Annotated in this window: 13 protein-coding genes; 9 read left to right on the top strand and 4 right to left on the bottom strand. The window is 41.3% G+C overall.

Going from position 1 to position 19,424, the window contains the following annotated elements:
- Window positions 1-2,454: hypothetical protein (locus tag AAGA18_14260; protein ID MEM9446505.1), on the top strand; the 2,454-nt coding region annotated here is incomplete at its 5' end.
- A 57-nt stretch (window positions 2,455-2,511) separates the two neighbouring features.
- Window positions 2,512-2,712: a hypothetical protein gene (locus AAGA18_14255; GenBank protein MEM9446504.1), complete on the top strand. Its 201-nt coding sequence runs from the start codon at window positions 2,512-2,514 to the stop codon at window positions 2,710-2,712.
- A gap of 277 nt (window positions 2,713-2,989) precedes the next feature.
- Here AAGA18_14255 and AAGA18_14250 read toward each other — a convergent pair whose 3' ends face one another.
- Entirely contained in the window at window positions 2,990-3,757 is a 768-nt protein-coding gene (locus AAGA18_14250) for a hypothetical protein (protein MEM9446503.1), read from the bottom strand.
- A 374-nt stretch (window positions 3,758-4,131) separates the two neighbouring features.
- Between AAGA18_14250 and rpsB the strand changes: the two genes are divergently transcribed.
- Window positions 4,132-4,899, top strand: coding sequence for a 30S ribosomal protein S2 (rpsB, locus tag AAGA18_14245; protein MEM9446502.1), 768 nt, complete (start codon window positions 4,132-4,134; stop codon window positions 4,897-4,899).
- Window positions 4,900-4,953: 54 nt separating this feature from the next.
- The gene (gene tsf / locus AAGA18_14240; GenBank protein MEM9446501.1) at window positions 4,954-5,553 is read left to right on the top strand and encodes a translation elongation factor Ts; all 600 of its coding nucleotides are present in this window, start codon (window positions 4,954-4,956) and stop codon (window positions 5,551-5,553) included.
- 584 nt (window positions 5,554-6,137) lie between these two features.
- On the opposite strand, the gene AAGA18_14235 is transcribed toward tsf, so the two are convergent.
- Both AAGA18_14235 and AAGA18_14230 read right to left on the bottom strand, forming a co-directional pair.
- Complete coding sequence (locus tag AAGA18_14235) at window positions 6,138-6,632, bottom strand: response regulator (GenBank protein MEM9446500.1); 495 nt, start codon at window positions 6,630-6,632, stop codon at window positions 6,138-6,140.
- A 92-nt stretch (window positions 6,633-6,724) separates the two neighbouring features.
- Window positions 6,725-8,680, bottom strand: coding sequence for a fructose-bisphosphatase class III (locus AAGA18_14230; protein ID MEM9446499.1), 1,956 nt, complete (start codon window positions 8,678-8,680; stop codon window positions 6,725-6,727).
- Window positions 8,681-8,880: 200 nt separating this feature from the next.
- Between AAGA18_14230 and proC the strand changes: the two genes are divergently transcribed.
- The 5 genes from proC to AAGA18_14205 all read left to right on the top strand — a co-directional run bounded on the left by proC (window position 8,881) and on the right by AAGA18_14205 (window position 18,869).
- Window positions 8,881-9,711 carry a pyrroline-5-carboxylate reductase gene (gene proC / locus AAGA18_14225; protein ID MEM9446498.1) on the top strand — a complete coding sequence of 277 codons (831 nt, stop codon included), beginning with the start codon at window positions 8,881-8,883 and terminating at the stop codon, window positions 9,709-9,711.
- Window positions 9,708-10,334, top strand: a complete 627-nt coding sequence (locus AAGA18_14220; protein MEM9446497.1) for a hypothetical protein — start codon at window positions 9,708-9,710, stop codon at window positions 10,332-10,334. The genes proC and AAGA18_14220 overlap by 4 nt, the downstream gene beginning before the upstream one ends.
- A 397-nt stretch (window positions 10,335-10,731) precedes the next feature.
- Window positions 10,732-11,388 carry a hypothetical protein gene (locus tag AAGA18_14215; GenBank protein ID MEM9446496.1) on the top strand — a complete coding sequence of 219 codons (657 nt, stop codon included), beginning with the start codon at window positions 10,732-10,734 and terminating at the stop codon, window positions 11,386-11,388.
- Between the two features lie 23 nt (window positions 11,389-11,411).
- Window positions 11,412-13,493 (top strand): flotillin family protein, encoded by a 2,082-nt coding sequence (locus AAGA18_14210; GenBank protein ID MEM9446495.1) that lies wholly within the window; start codon window positions 11,412-11,414, stop codon window positions 13,491-13,493.
- A gap of 72 nt (window positions 13,494-13,565) precedes the next feature.
- Window positions 13,566-18,869: a DNA repair ATPase gene (locus AAGA18_14205; GenBank protein MEM9446494.1), complete on the top strand. Its 5,304-nt coding sequence runs from the start codon at window positions 13,566-13,568 to the stop codon at window positions 18,867-18,869.
- Between the two features lie 100 nt (window positions 18,870-18,969).
- Here the strand turns inward: AAGA18_14205 and AAGA18_14200 are convergent.
- The coding region (locus AAGA18_14200; GenBank protein ID MEM9446493.1) for a hypothetical protein at window positions 18,970-19,424 on the bottom strand (455 nt) is incomplete at its 5' end.

Here is a 19,424-nt window from a genome sequence, read left to right as displayed (position 1 = left end):
GGAAGCTATACCATTACTCGCTCCGGTAATGATATCGATACCCTAGCTGGTAACACTGGCACCATCACCCTTTCCGAAACCGATGGCTTAGCCATTGGCGCGACCACCGCTAGCAATACCCTGGATGTCACCTCCACTGGCGCCATTACCAATACCGGTGCCATCAATGTCACCAACGCCGCAACATTTAAAACCACCAATGACACTGGTCAGGATATTACCCTAACCAATGTCGGTAACACCTTTGGGTCTATCAGCGCGCAATCCCGCAACACCGCTGATAGCGCCAATGCTAGCGGTAATATTGCTATCCAGGAAATTGGCACCGCAGACATCGCGCTGATTAATACCACAGGCAACTTCAGTTTCACGGCCGATAACACGGTCACTCAAAGCGGTGCCATCACTGCTGCCGGTGTCGAACTCCTCGGAGCCAGTGGTGCGTTTACCCTAACCAATACGGCTAATGCGATTACTACCCTAGCAGGTAACACCGGATCGGTTAGCTTTTTAGAGAACAGTGGCTTTGACATTGGAACAGTCAATACTGTTGGACTCACCACTTCAGGCAACCTCACTCTCTCCTCTACTGGATCGGTTACCCAAAGCCAAGCCCTTAGTGCAGCCGGATTAGAACTCTTAGGTGCTGGCGGAGCATTTACCCTAACGAATACCGGTAATGCCATCACCACTCTAGCAGGTAATACCGGCTCGCTTAGCTTCCTGGAGAATAGTGGCTTTGACATTGGCACCGTTAATACCACTGGACTTACCACTTCAGGTAATCTCACTCTCTCTTCAACAGGATCGGTTACTCAAAGCCAGGCCCTTAGTGCAGCTGGGTTAGAGCTTACTGGAAGTGGGGCCAAGACCCTAGAAAACGCCAGTAACGATGTAAACACCATCGCAGTATCCGGAGGCGAAACTTCCTTTAGAGATACCGATGATTTAGCAGTTGGAAGCGTAGGCTCCACCAATGGCATCAATGTAGGAGCTAATGATGTGAGTTTAGAAACAGGTGGTGCACTCACCCAAACTCAAGCCATTGCTGCTACTGGATTAGTGTTAAAAGGAAGTGGTGCTAAAACTCTAACGAACGCGGGTAATGACATTACCACCATAGCTGGATCTGGTGGCTCTCTTTCCTACACCGACACAAATGATTTAGCAATAGGCAGTTTGACTGTAAATGGCTCTACCACCACGGGTCTTAATATTGGCTCCAATGATCTGACATTCACAACCTCAGGTAACGTCACTCAAAGCGAAGCAATTACCGTCGGGGGACTCAACCTTCTGGGTAATGGAACTTTCACTCTGAATCACACATCAAATGCAATTACTACGTTAGGCAACGTCACTCGTGGTGGAGCCTTTTCTCTTTTCGATAGTGCTGGTGGGCTAATCATTGATGGCAACATCGGGGGAACTACGACAAATGATGTGCTTATCCGAACCGTAGGAGATCTAACACTGGCCTCTGGAACAACCATCACCACGACTGGTGGAGGAAATGATATTACTCTAGAAGCAGCTAGTGGCTCTTTCATCAACAACGCTGGTGCTGGTGCCTTAAGCTCTGCTTCCCGCTTCTTAGTCTATTCACTAGATAACAGCGCTCCACATAACAAAGGCGGCTTAACAGGAACTGAGCAATTCAGTGTGAGCTTCGGCGCAGATCCCTTAGGGACAGGTAATGTCTTTTATTACTCTGCCTCTAGTTCCGGTGGAGGATCCGGAGGTAGCAGCAGCGGCTCAGGAGAAAGTGAGCTTTCCAGCCAAGCTTCTGATTTCATTGTTCAATCAAATAGTGTTCCTATCGTTTCAGTGGCGGGAGTCATTATCCAGTCTGGAGTTTATGGTGTAGTGGAGTTGGAAAATGGCCAAAAAATCTTTGCAATAAATGGTCAAGAAACCGAGCGAAGCTTAGAAACCATCTTCCAAGAGCAAAGCCTGGAAAGACCACCTCGCGTAGCCTTTAAATCAGGGGTAGGCCAAAAGTTAATTAGCTTAAAACCGACCCGGGCTAATGCAGGCATCATAGTCCAGGATACCAAGCAAAAGAATGTCTCTTATTCTTTAGTTGGAAGTAAACCGATAAGAACCCATATAAAGCCTTCTGCATCGGCAACATATGATGACCCCATTGCCAGTTCAGGTAAAAGCGCAGCTATAGGAAAATCAATGTTCTTAGAAAAAATGCTCCGCAACCTACTCAGTAACAAAGACATCCGAAAAACTGAACCTCAGAGTTCTCGAGATCAACCCATGGGGAAATCTGAAATCATTCAAAGAATGGAGCCATTGCCATCGAAGGCATCTGAGGAAGAAAAAGAGCTATTCATCATAGAAAAAAAAGAAGCCCAGCTTGAAACAAAGACAAATTCAGAAGAAAATCCTAAAAAGATCAAACTCGAAGAAAAAACCTTAAAATCTACCTTAACTAAATTGTAAGAGATATCGCTATGAACCTGGGTTCGAGTCTATTTCATAGAAGATACCGATAGAGTCATGAACGTGTTTTCTGGTAATCAAAAGGATCTACCCTCTGACCAGTTCTCGGAGAGAAAATTCATCAAAAACCTGTTATCCAACGAGCAATTCAAAAAGTATAAAAAACTTAGAAAAGAAGAAGAATCAACTGCGAAAAACACACTCGCCCACAGTGAACTCATGCAAATACAAAATTTATTCGATCCGTCAGATGAATAAAAAGACGTAGTCTACGCAGCCTTATATGAGGCTCAAGATGCTGAACTGACTGAGCAGTATACTAAAAATTCAGATGATCCAACGAAATACCAAAAGGCGCAACAGCAAGTCAAACTAGATGCTATGTCTAAAATCCTTCCTCCGAAACAACTTCAAAATTATGAAAACCACCCAAAAGCCCAAGAACAGATGCTCAAAGAACTGATATCTAATCTAGATACCAATCAAGCCGAATGAAATCTCAAACTCATCGAATTAAGATCCTTATCTTCGTTATCTAAAGATCTTTGGCATTTGTTTGAACCGCACCCTGATTTTTGATAACTGAATAGATGATGGCTTGCTCGCCGTATTCAATCCATGGACCGTAAGGCACTTCATCATCTTCCACGAAACGCCAATTGGTTTTGTCTAAGCCGTCCATCCCTAAGTAATCACGGACTGCAGGAGAAACATCCAAACCAGCTCTCGTATGGATCCGAGGACGATCATTCCCAAAAACGTAAGAAACGTGGTCGTATCGAAACGGTCCAACATCCTCCCATTGAGCGAAGCATACCTTCCCCTTGAACTCAATCATAACCCAACGGCCTTTACATTGAGAAGACCATCTCGATTCTCGATGCTTAGATTCGTTCCACCAAGGCACATATTTACGAGCCGTTTTAGGGTATTTCACATCGTTAAAAGGAAGCGCCACATAAAAAGGATTGAGAGTGGGAGCGAACTCAACCGGTAAGGTGATCTTTCCGTCGTTAAAAGAAAAACGATCAGCTGGACAGTCTGTTCCGCCAAAGTTTTTTGTCCAAGACCCATCCCAAGCGCTCTTGTAATTTGTAGTGCGGCTATATCTGCTACGACCTTCACCAACCCAGAAACAAGTAGTGATAATATCTCTTTTGACAGGATAGTTTGAATAGAGAGTGATCTGATCAAGCATCAGGACAGTTTTCGTATCTTCATTACTTAATACAGCTTCTGGCAAGAGCAAATAACTCATACTCCATAGAATAATCCATTTCGCTGATAACTGAAAATTTTTCATAAAGCAAACCATGCTAGACTCAACACGCAAAGATAAGTTATTAAGAAGTTATTCACAAACGTCAATTTTTTTACACAAAAATACTTAATAAACTATCCATACTACAACAAAATAAGCAGCATTAGCTGATCTTATATTTAAAATCGATCACGCTTCCGTGACTTTTAATCAATTTTTTTATTTTTTTCTAATATTTCTGCTTGGCAAGTCGAATGGTTCTGATATTTTCTGCCACTTCGTTTCTCAGGTCGACAGAAAAAAATCTGGGGGGATTAACGCTCGTTCAACGAGCACAATAACAACAACTATATTCTCTAGAAAGAGAAGTCCACTCCGTGAGAGGGATCATAAATTAATAAAGTAAAGGAGTATTTGTGTCCAAACCGGATGTAAAAGCATTACTAGAAGCAGGAGTCCATTTCGGTCACCGCACTGATAAATGGAACCCGCGCATGAAGCCTTACATATACGAGGCTCGCAATGGCATTCATGTCATTAATCTAAACAAAACCGCTGACCAGATCGCTGATGCCTTCAGCTTTCTTCGTGGACAAGCGTCCGATGGAAACAAAATCCTTTTTGTCGGGTGCAAAAAGCAAGCTCAAGAAGCAGTCAAAAAGGCAGCGCAAGATTCTGAGGCTTTTTACGTTACCGAGCGTTGGCTTGGCGGCACATTAACTAACCTGCCCACCATTCGTCGCAGTGTTGCACGCATGCGAGAGATTGATGAAATGGAAAAGAGTGGCAAGATGAAAGCACTTCCTACTAAGCAGGAAATCTCTGCTTTACGCCGCGAGAGCATGAAGCTACACCGTTACTTGGATGGTATCCAAGACATGGAAGCCCCACCTAAGGTGCTGGTTATTGTTGATGTAAGCCGAGAAACAATTGCCGTAAAAGAAGCGCTTAGATTGAATATACCTATCGTAGCACTTACAGATACCAATGCTGACCCTTCCGATATTGATTACCCGATTGCTTGTAACGACGATGCAATCCGCTCTATTCGTATTATTTTAGAGCATCTCAAGGCAGCAGTCCAAGAAGGCTTGTCCAAATATAAAGGAACAAGACCATCGACAAAATCCCCGAAGGAATCAGACGAACCGACCAAAGAAGAGATGGAAGCCATTTCTGCCTAGTTTTTAATTTCAATACCCGCTAACATCACATCATAAATTTTAAAAAGGATTCATATGTCTCAAGCAGCAACTATAGACCCTAAAACTGTTAAGCAACTTCGTGATAAAACTAATGCAGGCATGATGGACTGCAAAAAAGCTTTGGAAGAAGCCGGAGGAAATCTTGAAGAAGCAGAAAAAGTTCTACGTAAGAAACTCAACTTAAGCGCCTCTAAAAAGGCGGACCGTGCCGCATCAGAGGGTGTGATAGCTTCTTACATCCACCTTGGTGGTAAAGTTGGCGTTCTTATTGAAGTTAATTGTGAGACAGACTTCGTAGCTAAAAACGATAACTTTCGTGATTTTGTAAAAGATATTACTCTGCACATTGCCGCGGCAAATCCCCAATATCTAAAGCGTGAGGAAGTTGACCCTAAAGTCATAGAAGATGAAAAGGAAGTTGCTGCCTCACAAGTAAAAGATAAGCCCGCTAATGTCATTGAAAAGATCGTTGCGGGTAAGATAGATAAGTTCTACAGCACGATTTGCCTATTAGAACAACCCTTCATTAAGGATCAGAATAAGTCTATCCAGGATATCGTTAACGAAAAGATCGGTGAGCTAGGAGAAAATATCATCATCAGACGCTTTGCTCGTTACTCGGTAGGTGAATAACTAGCCGCGCTATCTTATTAGTCCTTAGTCTTATTCTTTCTGGTATCCGCTCTCATCTCCATGCGAAGCAGTGGTCCAAAGCTGATGATGCAGGTGCAGAACAAATTACCTGAAAGTTTAAGCCACAAGAACTAGAGAGTCGACAAAGGTATATCCCAAAAGTCATATTCTTAGAGCATTTTCGAATTCTTTTTAAACATCCATTTTTTGTTATATCTCGACTCTACCGGGTATTGGTAAGATTGAAATATCCATAGATTTTTCTGCCGTCTTGATCCCCTGATATCAAGACGGATCCAAGTACTAAGGAAGTACACAGATCTCTCGAGACTTTCACTGGTGAAACTAATGAATGACAGATTGGATGAGGCACTGTTGCCTATTCATTTGAATTGGCTAGGAGACTCTACGTTTCTTAGGAACAAAATCCCGCCCAGATCTTTTAGTCTCGATCGCATCATTCAGGTTTAATATTCTTAGGGCCGCATGGTCACATAAGGAGGCTCGTTTCTTGAACATACTGGATAGCATTTTAAGGTATGAATTTCTAAACTCTACAAAAGTTCCGCAATGACCTTACGCCATCAGGAAGTTAAGCTCACTGTAGCTTTTTTTTTAGGCTTAGAATCGACTTCTTTAAATGAGGATTCCATCATAGCAAGCAGTTCATCCGGAGAACATGTCTTGGAAAAAATCTTGTCCCTATCAGACTCACAGTTATTAAGCCATTTAGCTTGGCTATAATCAATAAGACCTGTCATGAAAAGTAGCCTTACGTCGGGATAATTTTTGCCAGTGCGGAGCATCTTGGCTACTTCCCAACCATCTAAGTCAGGCATCATGACGTCTAATAGAACAAGGTCAAAGGTTCCTTTTTTGATCTCTTTAAGGCCCTGACGCCCAGAATTTGCCGAGCTGGCTTGAATCCCTAAATCTGCCAAGACTCTCTTGAGTCCTACACAACAAACATCGTCATCATCTACAATAAGGACTTTTTTGTCCTTTAGAACGGAATCTGTTGGTTTTTTCGAACGACGACCGACTACTGATTTACTACGCACCTTACTTCCCGACTTCATTATCTTACACTACCCAACATATTCCTGACCAAGCCTTTTTCTCGAACAATTTTCTATTTCGACAAGGAAAATGCAAGCTTGAGCCTTATATTTCATTTCACTGATTTTTCTCTAATTAATCCTTCATCATAGGCGTATACCAGACGCTTAAGAGCAACTACTTGCTCTTTAATTTTCTCTCCTTCTTCAGTATCTTCAACTAAGCGCCTCTTTTCATAAGGCAGGATAGTCATGACTTTAGGGATAACATCTCGATCGTTTTTAATCACGTCGTGTATGGATTCAAAATGATGATGCTCAGCTAATGTAATTTCTTGAGGCCCCATGACTAGTGTGTATCCTCTATCACCATAAGCTTCTGAGAACGCCCCGTCTATAATCACGGCATTGCCACTTTGTTTAACCGGCTCCTCACCTTCGTCCACTTTTACGGGAACATGGCCATTCACAATGAGGACTTCATCCTCAGCCCTAGCGCCCATTTCTCTGCCAAGTCGACAACAAAATGGGTACTCCTGTATCAAAGAAAAATAAGCATTCTTTTTCTCTATATGTGTTTCCTTTTCTGCAACAAAATAACCCTCAAAAGTCGTCATCTTGTCTTTTCCAAATAGAGGGGAATCGGGGGCAGCCCACAGGTACCAAAACCAATCAATATCATCGTCAGCCTTGTTCGCTCCTTTTCGAAAAGCGCGCCTGATAATAGTATCAAACGCATCATACATCTTTCGCCCTGCCACCTCTTGCCCATCAATTTCAAGTTTTAACCATTCCCCATTTTCATCTACAGGCATGCAGGCATGGAAAATGACAACACCATCTCTGACCGTGTACATGGAACCAATACGCTCCATCCAAGACATGTGATGCCATAACTTGTTACTAAGCACAAAACTTTGCCGGAGCCGATCCATGCATAATTTTTCATCCCCAGAGAGTTCATAAGGATTTTGGGGATCAATTGTGGGAAAAACTGTGTCTAAAAGCTCATAAGTTTTTCCTTCAATCTGAACGGTTCCTTTTTCATAGTCGATGCGATGCAAGAGGTTTCTCTCCTCCATCCCCCATTCTGGATACTTCTGAGTCAATTGCCCCTCTAGCTTAAATTGAATTATGGCAATTGCTTTCTGCATACGAGCCACCAATAAAGAATCACGCATCCCATGACCCTTAGAAAAGAATCTCTCTGCAGAATCATTCCCATATATTTTCTGAGCCAACTGTTCCAGTGGAAGCAACAATAACCCGTAGCCCTCTTCTAGTTGAAAGAGACGCCTATACCTTAGCGATATTCTCAAGACATTCGCTATCAATGCCTCATGCCCAAGACAGGCTCCCATCCAAGATACATCATGATTGCCCCACAGCATGGACACCCTGGGCAGTCGTTGAAGAAAATCAATCACTCGGTCAATCCGAGGGCCTCTGTCCCCCAAATCACCTGCTACAATGAGTTCTTGCGTAGAAATATTTCGGACAAGCCTTGAGCATCTTCTCACAGCCGCTAGATCTCGATCATTCTCAGCTAATGAGGCAATTCTAGCATCCATGTATATTTCGCCTCGACCGGCTACTGGCTCATATAACATTTCGTAAAAAAATTCTCGCCACTCTCTATCAATCAAAGCGAGCACATCTTTATTCCTCAAGCCTCTTGCTAGATACCTGGCGAGTTTAATTTGTGCCCTAAGAGTCTTTTTTACCCATTGCAACCTTCTATCACAGCCCTTCATGATATGACTTAAGCTATCCATAAGTTCCATCGGATAGTAAATGGTTGCTAAAAGCTCTGCTCTTTCCACTTCAGATCTTTCTTCAGAGAAGAGTTCATCTATAAGAGGCCTCAACTTACCCGAACCGTTATTTACCACGTGACGTAACTTTTTATACTCTCCGTGGATATCACTAATGACATGAACAACTGGTTTGGGTAGCTTGAGCTGGGCCTCTAAAGCCGCTATCTCTAGAATAGCTGCATCACGCGAAGGATATTGTTGAGCGAGGTTTTCAAGAAAAACCAACTCATGCCAATCTTTTGTTTCCATCATCCTTGTAGCTTTTTCACGCAGTAATCACCTACTACAAAGCACTTCCATACAAGCCTAACATCTCTTGCTTAGCCACTTTCCTTAAAGCACTAATGATGCGCGTGCGATGACTAAGAACAATATCTAAATCACCCAGTTTTTAGTTATGTTAGAAATATTCTGCTTGGAGCACCAAGGAAAGCCTTTAACCTCTAGAAATTATGAGGATAGGGTTCATTGGAGCAGGGCGTATGGCTAGTGCTATAGTGAGAGGTTTACTAAACACAAACGCTATTACTCCTACAGATATACTGATTACAGGGCGCACAGATGATGGGAGCAAGGATTCATTCCTCAATAACTTCCCTGAATGCCAAAACTGCTGGAGAAATAGTACCCAGGAAACCATTACTGATGTAGATACCATCCTTCTTGCCGTAAAGCCTCAGCAGATGAATGACGTCTTACCCACTATTAAATCCTCGAGCACCGTTAGCTCAGCTCTTATCATTTCGATTGCCGCTGGTATCACACTCGACTACCTAGAAAAGCATCTCATGGAAAAGGCGCGCATCATACGAACCATGCCAAACACACCTCTGCTTCTTGGAGAAGGTGCTACCGCATATGCTGTCAACCAATATGCTCTTGACTCAGATAAAGTTATTACGGAAGACATTTTTAGGGCTGTAGGCCTTGTCTTTGAGGTTGAAGAAAAACAACTCGATGCAGTTACTGCTCTTAGCGGCTCAGGACCCGCCTATTTTTATCTCTTCATCGAAGCTCTGCAGCAAGCTGCTATCAAACATGGACTTGATCCAGATATAGCACTCAAACTTGCCAATCAAACAGCGAAAGGAGCAAGCCTTATGATTGAAAATAGCGAGAAATCCCCAGAATATCTAATCGATCAGGTAAAAAGCAAAGGAGGCACTACCGAAGCTGCCCTGAATAGCTTTTCGGAACATTCCTTCTCAGAAATCATCGAAAAAGCTTTTCAGGCCGCCCACAACCGCTCTATAGAACTTGGCAAGAACCTCAAAAGCAAATGAAAAGATTATCCCTTCACTATATACTCCTATCCGTTCTGCTTCTCTCATGTGCTAGCACCAATCAAATAGGTCGTGACTTCAATCATCACTCTATATCTAGCTTGGCATTAGGCACAACAACACCTCAACAAGCCATTGCTCTGCTAGGTAAACCGAATACAACTCAATCAATCTCAAATAACGATGGTGAATTTGATGTCTTTAACTTCAGCAATGCCAATGTTGAGATTTGGTTGGGCACCATCCAAGATGCACGCTCCCTCGAGCTAGTCTTTTATCAACCACCAGATGCTCCCAAGAAAGTCCTAGATTCCTACTTTTTCTTTAGCAGCTACCAGCCAGATCAACACGACACCCTAATCACTGACATTGATGAGATAAAAAAAGGCTTAACCACCCAAAATGCAGTCTTGAGCCTCTTAGGAGAGCCCAATGGCAAATCACTCAATCATGTAAAAGGCTCAAGAGCATCTGCTGACGATCTCATTGTTGATGAATACTGGACCTATATCTCTTGGGCAAAAGAAGACAAACAACCTGTTCAAATGCTCGTGCAACTAGGATTTGATACGTTAGGCATCGTCCGCGCTATTACCAAATCGAAAAAGACAGCACCTCTATAAATACCCTCTGCTACACCCAACAGATATCTCTTAACGCGAGTACTAAAGAAAATATCACAAAGGTCACATCTGCAATAAAGATGTCGTCTCGGTGATGTATTGTAGTAAGGCTGATTTTCATCTATGACTCGATGACACTTATTAGCATCCGCATTAGTATGTGCCCAATGATCAAACCACCAGTAGTGCAAACGAGACAAAGCTTAAATCCTCCACAACTCAACATGTCAGCTAATTTACGACTTAGCCGTGTCAATTGCCGATTAGTTTATACACAATCCTATGTAAAATCATAAGATAGCACGCTATAATTTCATAAAGAAATTGTAATATGCCTGTACAAGTTTAATCACTATTGTTTCACTAAATCATCCACTATAAAGGGTAAATAGAGAAGATGGGACTATTTTTAGATCAAATCATACAACCAGTGAATCTTGTTCTAACTGTGATATTAGGGCTATTTGCGATTTATTGGGTACTAGTTATTTTAGGCGGCTTAGATATTGATGCATTAGAATTTGATTTCGATCTAGATGGTGATGTTGACTTAGAGTTAGATTTAAACGCTGATGCTCATGTCGGAGCATCCACACAAATACTAAAGTTTTTTAACATAGGAGAAGTTCCCTTGATGATCATCCTCAATGTTATTGTATTTGTGACTTGGGCCCTATGTATTATCGCTAACTATCTTTTTCCGTTTGGTTCTCTCTTGGTTTCTGCACTCATAGTCATTCCTAGCTTTATTTTAGCTATTTTTGCAAGTGCTTTGATTACGCGTCCGCTTCGTTACGTTTTCAGAAATTTTAACCAAATTGGTTTAAGTAAGAAGAGAGTCCTAGGACAGATTTGTAAGATCAGAACTGGAGAAGTCAGAGCCGATTTTGGTCAAGCGGATCTCAATATATCTGGCTCCAGTATTACTCTGGAGGTCAGAGTTTCTGATGATAGTCAAAATTTAAGACGAGGTGATTCCGCCCTAGTAGTTAAACATGACAAGGCTAATGGAGCCTATCTCGTTCGCAAAATCGAAGAAGTAAAAATGGATTAATAGAAAAGTAGAAAGACAAAAAAATGAATAACATAGAGCAAGTCATCGGTTCCTGGCTTATTCTGGGGCAGTATGAAGTTGAACAAAGCTCTTCAGCAATTGGAGAGTTTTTTTCTGGACTCGGAGGTATCATAACATCAATAGGAATAACAGGAGTGATCTTATTAGTATTGGGATTTGTAGCATTATTAGTAATGGCCATGAAGTTTTATAGAAAAGTTGATCAAGGCCAAGCACTGGTTCGCAATGGTTTGGGAGGCACAAAAGTCTCTTTTGATGGAATGTTCATCGTTCCTATTATGCACCGCGTGGAGTTCATGGAAATTTCCGTGAAGCGAGTAGAAATCACGAGAATTAGCGCAGATGGTTTGATTTGCAGAGATAACATGCGGGCAGACATCAAAGTCGCTTTTTTTGTCAGAGTGAACAAGACTCAAGAAGACGTTCTCAAAGTAGCACAATCTGTTGGTTGCAAACGTGCCTCCGATGAAAAGATGCTTGAAGCACTTTTCGATGCAAAATTCTCCGAAGCACTCAAAACAGTGGGTAGAAAATTTGATTTTGTAGACCTCTACAATGCTCGGAGAGAGTTTAAAGATGAAATTCTAGAACAAATTGGAACAGATCTGAATGGCTATGTCCTTGATGATGCAGCTATCGACTACCTCGAACAAACAAAGCTAGAATTCTTAAATCCGGATAATATCCTGGACTCAGAGGGTATTAAGAAAATTACCGACTTAACTGCGAAACAGAAAATTTTGGCCAATGAGATTGATCGAGAAAAAGAAAAGATTATCACTCAACAAGATGTTGAAGCCAGAGAAGCGGTCTTAGAACTAAACAAGCAACTAGCTGAGGCAGAACAAAAACAACAAAGAGAAATTGCTGCAATTACAGCCCGTGAGCAAGCTGAAGCTAAAACTGTTCAGGAAAAAGAGCGCCAAAAATCTGAATTAGCTCGTATTGCTACGGATGAGGAAGTTCAGATTGCTGAAGAGAACAAGAACCGAGCGCTCGTCGTAGCAGTTCGCAATAAAGAACGCACCGATGCCGTGGAGCTTGAGCGCGTAGAGAAAGATAAATTACTCGAGAAAGTAGAACGTGAACGAGTGGTAGAACTTGCTAGGATTGAGAAGACTCGTGCGGTTGAACTCGAGGAAAAAAGTATCCAAGACGTTATTCGAGAACGGGTGATGGTTGAACGCCAAGTTGTCGAAGAACAGGAACGCATAAAGGATACTGAAGCATTTGCTACTGCCGATCGTGATAAAAAAGTTCATGTTACGGCAGCGGAGAAAGAAGCTGAACAGGCCTTAATCATACAAATGAAGGCAGCTGAGGCAGACAAAAGAGCCAAGGAATTTGAAGCTGAAAAAGTAGTTATTGATGCTGAGGCAAACTATAAAGCTGCTCAGAAGAAATCTGCCGCCCAAAAACTCATGGCAGAGGCAGATGCTGCCGAATGTGCTGCAGCTGGAATGGCGGATGTTCAGGTTATGGAAGCTAAAGCACATGCTCTTGAAAAAGAGGGAACGGCTGAAGCTAACGTGATTCAAATGAAAGCAGAAGCCGAAGCCACAGGAATCCACAAGAAGGCCGAAGCTATGAAACTATTTGATGAAGTGGGGCGCGATCACGAAGAGTTCCGTTTGAAGTTAGATATGAACAAGGAAATCCAACTGGCTGAAATCGATATTCAAAAAGACATCGCCACAAGCCAAGCTTCTGTGGTAGCTGAGGCCCTTAAGAATGCCAAAGTAGATATTATCGGTGGAGAAACTCAATTCTTCGATAAAATCACTAACGCTATTACAGCAGGCAAATCGGTTGATGGTCTTGTAGGAAAAAGCAATGTGCTTACGAACATCGAAAAAACTTTTTTTAATTCGGACCCTGAATACTTTCGCTCACAATTGCGAAATCTCATGGGTCAGATAGGTGTTACATCAGAAGACATTATGAACCTAACCATAGCAGCTGCATTAGGAAAGATGCTTAACCAAGCATCAGATCCTAAATCCAAAGGGTTAATCGAGAGCCTTATGGGCATAGCTCAAAGGTCAGGTATCAGCGATAACAACGTATCTAGTGTTTTAGATTAAGAGATTAGAACAAGTTGAGGAGAATAGGCTTTATTTGATTCCTACCTCCTCTTTAAATATGATTTTGCAACGATGGCAGAAGACGCAGTCATAGAAGACTCTACCGCTAAAGAAAAACCTGAAGCTCTACAGAGCGGTGCCTACGAGATCATTAGATCCAGGCTAATGAATCATGCTGAAGACTTAAAAGAACGATTGAATCGCCTTAATCAAGCTCGCAAGGAAGTGTTTGGTTCTATCGAGTCAACTTTACTAACGACAGACAGAGTCACAACTAAAAATAACTGTGTAGCTCGCGACATCACCCCTCTAAATAAAAATCGATTCCTATTTGGCTATAATGTTCATCTTGGTTTAAAAACTGAAACAGAACTTAGTGATGTTTTTTCAGTCTATGAATATAAAGATAGTAGCTTCCATGAACTTGATTTAAGCATTATTTTTATAGGAGACTTCCCTCTTGATTTTAAACAGTTATATAAATACTACAAAGATACTAGGTTTGCCAAATTTCGCATCATTGGGCCAAATCTTTTTATGGTCTTTCGCGTTGGTAAAAGTATCAATGATATCAAGACCTTTAAATGGAATTTACAGAATGACGAAATCAAGTATTTAGGTAATCGTTTCGACCACGAATTTTCATTTCCTCCTCAACACGAATTTGAATGGATTCGGACTCACCGCGATCATCATCAAAAAGGACGTCACCCGCATATATCCATTGAAAATCGTCTCTTCGTTGAAACTACTGGGGGAGATCTAACAGTCAAAGTCGAAAACAATACAGATGTTGGAGAAGGCATTTACTCAGAAAGAGTAGAAAATCCAGATCAGACTTTAGATGATGCAGAAATCTTCTATGCCAGCGTGGGAAAAATTGTTCTTTTAAAAGTCAAACCGTTTCAAGAAAAGAACTTTCGCCACCTTGTTTTCAATGAAAAACTCAATCAGGTCCTTCGTATCGATAAAATTGAAAGCGCTTGTGTTTTGCTACCGGATGACCATGGAATCATCTTTCCTGATGGTTATTACTTACAATCTGGCGAGCATAAAGTATTCGGAACCGATTTGAAAGATATGATTTTTTCTAGAAGAATTGAATCTCCTAATGGAGAGGATTTTCTTTATGTATTCTACAACCGCTTAAGTGGCACCTACCTATTGTTGCAATACAACATTATTGACCAGCAAGTAAAAACTCCCATCGTTTGTCACGGGTATTCACTGTTCGAAAATGGTGAATTGGTCTATTTTAAATCAAGTAGCGAACCACAAAAACATCATAGTCTACAAGTTTGGAAAACACCTTTTCTTTGCGCAAATGCAGCGACAGAAACGAAGAATGACTCTTTTCTCTATAAAATTGGGAATCGTGAACTCGTTCGCTGTATGGCAGAATGTCATGAGATCTTAAATCTCATTAACCGAGATGACAGCTATGCTGATCTCTATATTGATCTTGTCAGCAAAACTGCCACTGTCACAGATGCATATTTCTGGCTAGATAAGCCTGAAGCTCTCGAGATCAAAAAGCCTCTAGTCGAGATTCGTCAAGCTTCGGAATCAGCCATTGATGAATTTGACAAAGTCGTGCGTCTAAAACGTCATGCTTCTGATCAATTAAAGATTTCCAGAGCGAAAGCTGGGAAATTAGCAGTGGCCTGTAAAGCTTCATTTACTGAAATCACCCAATTTGTAGAACTACTTACAGAGCTGCGAATGCTAAGAGGTGAAGTAATATCTCTAAAAGAGCTTCGATATATGAATCTAGAGCGTGTAAATGAAATGGAGAGTGCGCTTGCCGAAGATACACAAAAACTTTCAGAAGACTGTGTCAAATTTCTTTTAAAACCTAAAGCCTTGAATACCTACCGTCAGCAAGCTGAAGATCATCAGAATAAAGTCTTAGATACCTCCACAGTAATGGAGATCAAGGATTTAGAAGATAGGATCGACCATTTGGGCAGCGGCCTTGAAATGCTTATTGATGTTGTAAGCAACTTGAAAATAGAAGACTCTACAGAAACGACAAAAATAATAGATAACATTTCTACTATCTATTCATCCATCAACCAAACTAGAGCAGAACTCAAGAAGCGTAAAAGCGAATTAGGCTCAACAGAAGCAAAAGCACAATTCGGATCGCAGCTTAAACTTATCGGTCAAACTGTTGTCAATTACTTAGACCTTTGTGACTCGTCAGAGAAGTGCGATGCATATTTGACAAAGTTGATGATCCAACTCGAAGAGTTAGAGGGGCAATTTGCAGAATATGATGAGTTTATACCTGATATCAGTGAAAAGCGTGATGAAATCTATAATGCATTTGAGTCTAAGAAGCTAAACTTAGTAGAAGCAAAAAACAGAAGAGCCCAAGCGCTCATGTCTTCAGCAGAACGCATTTTTAATGGTATACGTAATCGTGTTAAGAACATAGAGACTGTCAATGAGATTAATGCCTATATGGCCGCAGATCTCATGGTTGAAAAAATTCGCAATATTGTTCAAGAGCTACATCAACTAGAAGACAGCGTCAAAGCAGATGATATTCAGGGCAGACTTAAAACTATCAAAGAGGACTCTGTCAGACAATTAAAAGACCGCCAAGAGCTCTTTATAGATGGGAAAAATATTATTCGACTCGGTAAACACAGCTTCTCTGTAAACACGCAATCCCTGGACTTAACCATAGTCAGAAAAGAGAATGATATGTTCTTCCACCTAACTGGAACAAACTATTTCTCTAAAATTACCGATGACCGTTTTCTTCAAACCCGACAAGTTTGGACTCAAGATGTAATTTCAGAAAATGATGACGTCTACCGTGCAGAATATTTAGCTTACCTACTTTTAAAACAATTCCAAAATAGCGATGAAGTTACTTTACAGAGGTCTCTAGGGAAAAACTTAGATAACTTACATTCATACTTACAAGAGTTTATGTCCACTCGCTATGCCGAAGGCTATGTCAAAGGTGTTCATGATCAAGATGCCTCCACCATATTCTCAAATCTTCTTAGCATACATAAAAATTTAGGGCTCATTAGATATGCACCATCCATTCGAACAGCAGCACTACTCTTCTGGAGCTTATTCGAAGAGAACCAAAGCAAGCAGAATTTAAAAACCAAATTTGCCAGCTTTGGGACAATGAAGGAACTTTATCAAGGGAATCCACTTTGCGATGTGTATATCGAAGATTTAGAATCTAAAATAAACGACTTTTTAGGACAGACTAAACTCTTTCCGACAACATACGCACCTCTAGCGGCTGAATATTTATTTTTAGAACTCAGCAATGGAACTAGCTTTTCTACTAGCCAGAGTGCGGTCACGCTAGTAAATGAATTCCAAACTTCTCTGAAATCAAATCAGTATGCAGAAAAATTCCAAACCGCCTGCGCAGAAATTCAGAATAATCGGTCAAGCCTCTTTGAGCTTATCCGCGACTGGGTCGGAGGCTTTGCCCGTGAGCTAAATGATACTAAACTTATTCAACATGTTGACGAAGCTTCGATTCTGATACTCCTGGATAGTCAAAATAAATTTAAAATAGTCAGCACTTCAGCAACAAAATCTTTAGGTAAATTAAGAGGAAACCATCCTAGCTTGAACCAGAAGGGATACACATTAGATTATCACGAGTTCATAAAACGCTTGTCCTTTTTCGAAAAGAATATCACTCCACAGTTTGAGTCCTATCAGAACGCCAAAAAGGATCTGATTCGTGAAGAGAGGAGAAAATTAAAACTGGATGAATTTAAACCTCGCGTTTTAAGCTCTTTTGTCCGGAACCGCTTAATTAATGATATTTACCTGCCTATGGTAGGTGATAATCTAGCCAAACAATTAGGCAACGCAGGAGAATCTAAAAGAACAGACCTCATGGGTCTCCTCCTCGTTATATCTCCACCTGGTTATGGTAAGACAACCCTGATGGAGTATATCGCTAATCGACTAGGATTAGTCTTTATGAAAATTAGTGGACCCACCTTGGGGCACCGCGTCATGTCACTAGACCCTGAGGAAGCGCCCAATGCCAGTGCCAGAGAAGAACTCACAAAACTAAACCTAGCCTTTGAAATGGGTGATAATGTGATGATTTACTTGGATGATATCCAACATTGTAACCCGGAACTCTTACAAAAATTTATCTCCCTATGTGATGGGCAAAGACGTATTGAAGGCGTTTGGGCTAAGCAACCCAAAACTTACGACCTAAGAGGTAAAAAAGTGGCAGTGGTCATGGCGGGAAATCCATATACTGAAAGTGGAGAAAAATTTCAGATCCCAGACATGTTAGCCAATAGAGCAGACACCTATAACCTAGGAGATATTCTTGGAGGGAGTGAAAATGCCTTTAAATTGAGCTATCTCGAAAACTCTATTACCTCGAACTCTGTTTTGAATCAATTAGCAAGCCGTAGCCAGAAGGATATTTACTCCATTATCCGTATCGCTGAGACAGGTTCCAAAGAAGGTATCAATTTTGAAGGCAGCTTCTCGATGGAAGAAGTAGATGAAATGGTGAATGTCATGCAGAAGTTGATCAAGCTACGTGACGTTATTTTAAGGGTCAATCTAGCTTATATACATTCTGCCTCCCAATCAGATGCTTACCGCACTGAGCCACCCTTCAAGTTACAAGGATCCTACCGTAATATGAATCGGTTAGCCGAAAAAATCGCCCCTATTATGAATGAAAAAGAGTTGGATCAATTAATTATCGATCACTATGTAAGTGAAGCCCAAACCTTAACTGCAGGGGCAGAAGCAAACCTTCTAAAGTTTAAAGAACTTAATAAGCTTTTGACAGATCTGGAATTACAACGTTGGAACGATATTAAAAGTAAATTCCAGACTAATCTTCGCTTTGACAAGGTAGACGAAAATGACCCTGTTGGAAAAGTTGCTGTTCAGCTATCCGCCTTCAATGAGGGGCTGGAAGAGATCAAGAAAGTTCTGGCAAGAGGCCTTATCCCTCCCAAAAAAGAAGTGGTCTCCGAAAAGCAATTATCTCAAGAAAGCATGGCAACTCAAGCTACCCCTGTAATTCAGGAAAGTCCCTCCCCTACCCCTGAAGAGTCCTATGCTACTGCTTCTCCTTATCAAGTTGAAATCGTTTATAGCTTGCCTGAAGCTTTCAATCAGTTACTCCAGAGGCAATCACAGATGATGGAAACGTTGTTGTATACAGTCCAGCAATCGACATCGCTCAGCATTGAACAAGTTGCTGAAATGAAGAATGCCATCGGTCACGCTATGAAAGAATATCAACACGTACTTAAGCAGATGAAGTATTCTCCCAAACAACCACCTAACGAAAAGTCTAAGGGTGCAAAAAAAGCAGCAACAAAAAAAATCAAAAGATAAACTTCCCGCGGGCTTACGCTCGAGGTATCAGCCTAGTTCAAGCGTAGCTTGCCTGTTGCCTTGCTAACTTATGGGATATTTCCACACAAAAACGACTTAGCTACCCTATTTCTTCAGACGGCTCTTCACCTGATAAAATGCCTTTTTGAGAAATAAAATCAGATATAGCTCTCCTAACATTAATGTCCGATAGTTGATTCAATTGGGCCAACTCTTTTAAATCCATTTTCTCCTTTAATGAGTGAGCACGTCCGCGTGCAGCATAAAGATTTTCTTTAGTGAGTTCTTGTAACTCAACAAGAGGGGCTTTGACATCAGTCAATTGATCAGCTAGTTCATAGAACTCAGCAATTGAAGTCTCTAGTTCCGTCTCTTCAATTGTATTTTTTAGGACTTTCCATTTATCTTGTGCGAGCTTAATAGATTTATCCCGAGTGCATAATAATTCCTGATAAGCACTTTCAGTGTATTCCAGTTTCTTTCGACCATCTTGAAGTTGCCTTTCAATCTCCTCTAAACGCAAAGCTTCTAACCCCGCCTCATTAAATTGATTCT

This window comes from Verrucomicrobiota bacterium (assembly GCA_039192515.1).
Taxonomy (GTDB): Bacteria; Verrucomicrobiota; Verrucomicrobiia; order Methylacidiphilales; family JBCCWR01; genus JBCCWR01.
Note: the sequence above shows the minus strand (reverse complement) of the source record. Positions and strands in the feature narration are given on the sequence as shown.

Excerpts from the sequence above, each read along its gene's own strand:
- tsf (MEM9446501.1), top strand. The coding sequence starts at position 4,954 with ATGTCTCAAGCAGCAACTATAGACCCTAAAACTGTTAAGCAACTTCGT.
- AAGA18_14215 (MEM9446496.1), top strand. The coding sequence starts at position 10,732 with ATGGGACTATTTTTAGATCAAATCATACAACCAGTGAATCTTGTTCTA.
- AAGA18_14255 (MEM9446504.1), top strand. The coding sequence starts at position 2,512 with ATGAACGTGTTTTCTGGTAATCAAAAGGATCTACCCTCTGACCAGTTC.
- AAGA18_14235 (MEM9446500.1), bottom strand. The coding sequence starts at position 6,632 with ATGAAGTCGGGAAGTAAGGTGCGTAGTAAATCAGTAGTCGGTCGTCGT.
- AAGA18_14205 (MEM9446494.1), top strand. The coding sequence starts at position 13,566 with ATGGCAGAAGACGCAGTCATAGAAGACTCTACCGCTAAAGAAAAACCT.
- AAGA18_14210 (MEM9446495.1), top strand. The coding sequence starts at position 11,412 with ATGAATAACATAGAGCAAGTCATCGGTTCCTGGCTTATTCTGGGGCAG.
- AAGA18_14230 (MEM9446499.1), bottom strand. The coding sequence starts at position 8,680 with ATGATGGAAACAAAAGATTGGCATGAGTTGGTTTTTCTTGAAAACCTC.
- AAGA18_14220 (MEM9446497.1), top strand. The coding sequence starts at position 9,708 with ATGAAAAGATTATCCCTTCACTATATACTCCTATCCGTTCTGCTTCTC.
- proC (MEM9446498.1), top strand. The coding sequence starts at position 8,881 with ATGAGGATAGGGTTCATTGGAGCAGGGCGTATGGCTAGTGCTATAGTG.
- AAGA18_14250 (MEM9446503.1), bottom strand. The coding sequence starts at position 3,757 with ATGAAAAATTTTCAGTTATCAGCGAAATGGATTATTCTATGGAGTATG.